We start from the raw sequence: 5,433 nt of genomic DNA, 5'->3' as shown, positions 1-5,433 counted from the left end.
CGATCAGCGGCTCTGAAGAGCAGAGCATGCGCACCAACAGCGTGGCTGCGGCAATCAACGAACTGGGTGCCGCCACCCAGGAAATCGCCCGCAACGCCGCCGATGCCTCCCAGCATGCCAGCGGCGCCAGCGAACAGGCCCATGGTGGCCGTGAAGTGGTCGAAGAAGCGATCAGTGCCATGACTGCCCTGTCGCAGCGCATCAGCGAGTCTTGCGCGCAGATCGAAACGCTCAACGCCAGCACTGACGAGATCGGCAAGATCCTCGACGTGATCAAGGGCATCTCGCAGCAGACCAACCTGCTGGCGCTGAACGCCGCCATCGAAGCGGCCCGTGCCGGTGAAGCCGGCCGTGGCTTTGCGGTGGTGGCTGATGAAGTGCGCAACCTGGCGCACCGCACCCAGGAATCGGCGGAAGAAATCCACCGCATGATCACCAGCCTGCAGGTGGGCTCGCGCGAAGCGGTGCACACCATGAACACCAGCCAGGTTTCCAGCGAACAGACCGTGCAAGTGGCCAACCAGGCCGGTGCGCGCCTGGCCAGCGTTACCCAGCGCATTGGCGAGATCGATGGCATGAACCAGTCGGTGGCCACCGCCACCGAAGAGCAGACTGCCGTAGTCGAAAGCCTCAACCTGGACATCACCCAGATCAACGCCCTGAACCAGCAAGGGGTGGAGAACCTCAACGACACCCTGCGCCACTGCGACCAGCTGGCGCAGCAGGCCGGGCGCTTGAAGCAGTTGGTGGGCAGCTTCAGGATCTAATCGCTGGCATCAGGCGGCAGCGGCCAATGGCTGTTGTCGCCGGTACAGGCCCGTTGATATCGCCCCGTTTCAAGCCACAGCTGCTTCCCGCACCCGAGCCCGTCGCACCCAGGCCAGCAACACGGCCGCCATCAGCACAAAGCCCAGGTAACCGAACAACGGGTACACCTCGCCCACCAGGCTGATGAACCCCACCAGGCTGCAGCCAAACGCCACCACCCCGGTGACCACCGACCCCCAGCGAAACTTGGCCGTGCCCGCTGGCAACAGCCGCGACAGAAACGAGAACATGGTGCCGACAGCAGTGTTGACGATCATCCCGAAGATGATCAGGCACATCACAAGGCCCAGCAACGGCGATACTTCACTGGCAATCGACAGCATCGGCATCGGCAGGTCGGCCACGCTGTCCAGGCGCGACAACAGCCCGGCACTCATCACCAGCATCAGGCCACCCAATGCCGCACCACCGAGCAAGCCACCCCACACGGCGGTTTTCTCACCCTTGGCCGAGCCACCCAGAATGGCCAGGATCGGCGCACCCGCGACGATGTTGTAGGACACATACAGAAACGCCCCCAGCAACCAGTGGCGGGTGCCGGCCTGCTGCTGGCCGGCCAGCTGATCGAGCGCGGCGAAACTCTGTTCACGGCTGAACACCGCGTACAGCGCAATGGCCGACGCCACCAGGATCAGCAGTGGCGTGATGGCGCCAATGGCCAGGATCACCTTGCGCACGTCCAGGCACACGATGCCCACCACCACCAGCGTCATCAGCACGCTGCCGGTCAGTGCCGGGATGCCGAACTGCTGCTCCAGCAATGCACCACCGCCCGCCAGCATGACGACGGTGACCGCGAACATGAAGAAGGTGATCAACCAGTCGACGAACCGGCCCAGGTGCCGGCCGCAAATGGCCTGGATCACATCCTTGTGCGAGGTCGCCTGCTGGCGGTTGCCCAGCCCGGCCAGGGCCATGCCGAGGAAGGTGAACAAGGCGGCGCTGACCAACGCACCGGCCAGCCCCCACAGGCCGAAATCGACAAAGAACAACAGCAGTTCCCGCCCCGAAGCGAACCCCGCCCCCACAATCACACCGACAAATGCGCCGGCAATCTTCAGCTGCTCTTTCATGTGCACCTCTGATTTATTGTTGTTGTGCCTTTGAGGGCCTTTTCGCGGGCAAGCCCGTTCCTGCACCGCTGTTTCAGGAGTCGCCGACAAACGCCTGCACTTCAATCTCCACGTCCACGCCCAGCGCCAACGCCGAGGCGACGGTGGAACGCACTGGCAGCGCGGCACCGAAGAACGCCTTGTACACCTCGTTGAAACCGGCGAAGTGGCTCATGTCCGATAGCCACACCGTGGCCTTGACCACTTGGTCGAAGCTGGCACCGCAGGCCGCCAGGCTGTCGGCGATGCGCTCGCAGGCGGCGCGGGTCTGGGTCTGGATATCACCGCGCACAACTTCGCCAGCGCTGCTCATTGGCACCTGGCCGGAGAGGAACAGAAAACCACCGGCCTTGACCGCGCGGGAAAACGGGAACGGCAGGCTGCTGGGGAAACGCTGGATGTCATTGCTCATGGGAAGCTCCTTTCACGGTTGTTGAAAACGGGCCGGGGACAGGCGCTCGGGGGCCACCCCCTGGCGGACAAGACTGGGACACAGCGGTTGGCCGAGCAGCAGGTCGGCTGCCAGCCGTGAGGCGCCTGCAGCCGACTGGATACCATAGCCGCCCTGGGCCGCCAGCCAGAAAAACGCGGGGACGTGCGGGTCAAACCCGATCACCAGGTCACCATCGGCGACGAACGAACGCAGCCCGGCCCAGGTGTGGCTGGGGCGGCGGATCGCCAGGGTGGTCATGGCTTCGATGTTGTAGATGCCCAGGGCCACATCCAATTCCTCCGGTGCGGCGTCCTGGGGTTCGACCGGGTCGGCATTGGCTGGCGACCCGAGTAGCTGGCCGGCATCGGGCTTGAAGTAAAAGCTTTCATCGACGCCGATCACGGCCGGCCAGCGGGCGAAGTCGTGGTCCGCCGGGCCGGGGAAGGTGAAGGCGCTGCGTCGGCAGGGTTGCAGGCCGACCGGTGCCACGCCGCACTGCTCGGCCACGCGGTCGGCCCAGGCACCTGCGGCATTGACCAGCTGGCGCGCCTGCACGTGGCTGCCATCGGCCAGCTCGATTTGCCAAAGGTCATTCTGGTAGCTGGCCCTGAGCAGCTCGGCATTGCAGCGCAGTTCACCACCGGCAGCACGGTAGCCGCGCAAGAAGCCCTGATGCAGCGCATGCACGTCCAGGTCCATGGCACCCGGCTCGAGCACCGCGCCGGCCAAGGTCTCGCTTCGCAGGCTGGGCACCAGGGCCAGCGCGGCGTCGCGGTCAAGCAGGCTGACTTCGGTGCCATTGGCCACGTTCTGCGCGTGGGTCTGCTCGAGCAGCTCGCGCTGCTCCACGCTCGCCACATACAGGCAGCCACGCGGTTCCAGCAGCGGGTGCTCGCAGAAACCCGCCGGCGGGGCGTGGTAGAACGCCCGGCTGGCGCGGGTCAGGGCCTGGATCTGCGGGGTGCCGTATGCCTCCATGAACATCGCCGCCGAGCGCCCGGTGGCATGGTAGCCAGGCTGCGACTCGCGCTCGAGCAACAGCACCCGCTGTTGACCCCCCAGGCGATAGCCCAGCGACGCACCGGCAATGCCGGCACCGATGATAAGGGTGTCGTAGATCGGGATCATGCACGCTCCTGCCAGCTTAATTATCATTTATGAGAATTCTAATATATGAGAATTTAGAAATGCGCAAGGGTCCAAGGTAAGATGCCCGACCAACGCCGCATGCCGAGAGCCCTGAATGCCCGCTGCCCTTCCCCTGCTAGACCGCGCTGTAGTCGGCCAGCGCCTGCGCCAGGTGCGCAAGGCACGCCAGATGACCCTCAAGCAATTGTCCGAAGCCAGTGGCGTGCCGCTGTCCACCTTGTCGAAAATGGAACTGGCGCAGGTGTCGGTCAGCTATGAAAAACTTGCCGCTGCCGCGCGGGCACTGAATGTCGATATCGCCCAGTTACTACGCGCCAGCGGTACGGTGAGCACCCCGGTGCCGGTGACCGTGGTGGTCGATTCATTGCCGGCAGCGGCGGGTTATTCGACCGGCACCTATGATTACTATCCGATTGCCGGCGACTTTCCCGAACGGCGCATGACGCCGGCCTATGCCCGCATCATCGCCAGGGAACGCGGCCAGTTCGACGATTTTATCCGCCATCCCGGCCAGGAGTTCGCGCTGGTGCTGAGCGGGCGTGTGCGCATCGAGTTCGAGACCGGTGAGGCGGTGAGCATCGGGCCACAGGAGACGGCGTATTTTGACAGCCAGGTGGGGCACATCTACCTGTCGGAAAGCGACGACGGCGGCGATGCCCACGTGATGGTGGTGATGACTGATCGCTGATCGGCCGCGGTTATAACCTAATAACGAACAAGTCTATTTGGCTATAAAAAAATCTATATGCTGGCTGCATCCGATAACGGGCAAAGTTGGGCAGTCGAGTAGCGTATGGATGTAGGTTCTTTCGGTTTCACCATTGCGGGCCTGGTCGTGGGTTTCATCGTCGGCATGACCGGCGTCGGTGGCGGCTCGCTGATGACCCCTATCCTGCTGTGGTTCGGCATCAGCCCGGCCACCGCTGTCGGCACCGACCTGCTGTACGCCGCCATCACCAAAGCCAGCGGCGTATGGGTGCATGCCCGACACAAGAACATCGACTGGAAGATCACCGGCTATCTGAGCCTGGGCAGCGTGCCCGCCGCTGCACTGACCCTGTGGTTCCTCAGCACCCTGCACACCGATACCTCGGCGCTCAACGCCATTATCAAGCAAGGCCTTGCCGTGGTGCTGATCCTCACTGCGCTGGCCATCCTGTTCAAATCGCGCCTGCAGGCCTTCGCCAACCGCCATGCCGGTGACCACTACCACCTCAGCGACCGCAGCCTGAACACCCTGACCGTGCTGACAGGCGTGGTGCTGGGGGTGATGGTCACGCTCACCTCCATCGGTGCAGGCGCACTCGGTACCGTGGCACTGTTCCTGCTGTACCCGTTCCTGGTCACCCGCCGCCTGGTCGGTACCGAAATCGCCCACGCCGTGCCACTGACCCTGGTAGCAGGCCTGGGCCATGCGGGCATGGGCAACATGGACTGGTCGCTGCTGGGCTATCTGCTGCTGGGCTCGCTGCCGGGCATCTATCTGGGCAGCCACCTCACCGGGCGCATCTCCGACCGTGTGCTGCGCCCGTGCCTGGCGGCGATGCTGTTGCTGATCGGCTACAAGCTGGCTTTCTGAAGGCAGAGCGCGCCTTATACGATGCGCAATCGCCAACGGCCTGCACGGCTCAGTTGCAACCGGGAAAGCGGCAGTACGTCAATCGCAGGGAAGGCTGAAAGTGGGCAGTCCATCAGGTTCATGAGCACTGCCCGGATGACCAAAGGGTGTGTGACGCAACACCATTCCCCTGGCTGATCGAAGCCTCCCAACCAGCCAGCGAGACGCCGGCGCAGCTCGACAAACGTCTCGCCGCCGTGCACATCGCTGGCTGGATTTTCCAGCCACTCGGCCAACGCCTGCGGTTGCTCGGCCTGCAAGTGCTTCAAGGTCAAACCCTGCCAACGCCCCAG

The 5,433-nt window shown here is 64.0% G+C and carries 6 protein-coding genes and 1 pseudogene; 3 read left to right on the top strand and 4 right to left on the bottom strand.

Annotation, left to right across the window (positions count from 1 at the left end; translation table 11 throughout):
- Positions 1 to 767: pseudogene (mcpA, locus tag HP546_RS25145) on the top strand (methyl-accepting chemotaxis protein McpA); the annotation flags it as partial.
- Positions 768 to 836: 69 nt separating this feature from the next.
- On the opposite strand, the gene HP546_RS25140 reads toward mcpA, so the two are convergent.
- The 3 genes from HP546_RS25140 to HP546_RS25130 form a co-directional block, all read right to left on the bottom strand.
- A complete protein-coding gene (locus HP546_RS25140; protein ID WP_172230989.1) occupies positions 837 to 1,901 on the bottom strand; it encodes a hypothetical protein in 1,065 nt (354 codons plus the stop codon).
- 73 nt (positions 1,902 to 1,974) lie between these two features.
- On the bottom strand, positions 1,975 to 2,352 hold the full coding sequence (locus tag HP546_RS25135) for a RidA family protein (RefSeq protein WP_172230986.1): 378 nt from the start codon (positions 2,350 to 2,352) through the stop codon (positions 1,975 to 1,977).
- Positions 2,353 to 2,364: 12 nt separating this feature from the next.
- The gene (locus tag HP546_RS25130; RefSeq protein ID WP_172230983.1) at positions 2,365 to 3,501 is read right to left on the bottom strand and encodes an FAD-binding oxidoreductase; all 1,137 of its coding nucleotides are present in this window, start codon (positions 3,499 to 3,501) and stop codon (positions 2,365 to 2,367) included.
- 115 nt (positions 3,502 to 3,616) lie between these two features.
- Here HP546_RS25130 and HP546_RS25125 point away from each other — a divergent pair, with 115 nt between their 5' ends.
- On the top strand, positions 3,617 to 4,210 hold the full coding sequence (locus tag HP546_RS25125; protein WP_172230980.1) for a helix-turn-helix domain-containing protein: 594 nt from the start codon (positions 3,617 to 3,619) through the stop codon (positions 4,208 to 4,210).
- Between the two features lie 105 nt (positions 4,211 to 4,315).
- Positions 4,316 to 5,101, top strand: coding sequence for a sulfite exporter TauE/SafE family protein (locus HP546_RS25120; protein ID WP_172230977.1), 786 nt, complete (start codon positions 4,316 to 4,318; stop codon positions 5,099 to 5,101).
- Between the two features lie 14 nt (positions 5,102 to 5,115).
- Here HP546_RS25120 and HP546_RS25115 read toward each other — a convergent pair.
- Positions 5,116 to 5,433: histidine phosphatase family protein (locus HP546_RS25115; RefSeq protein WP_172230974.1), on the bottom strand; the 318-nt coding region annotated here is incomplete at its 5' end.

Origin of the sequence: Pseudomonas sp. CM25, assembly GCF_013179705.1 — a bacterium.
GTDB lineage: Bacteria > Pseudomonadota > Gammaproteobacteria > Pseudomonadales > Pseudomonadaceae > Aquipseudomonas.
The sequence above is the reverse complement of the archived record's forward strand: the minus strand, read 5'-3'. Positions and strand labels throughout refer to the sequence as shown.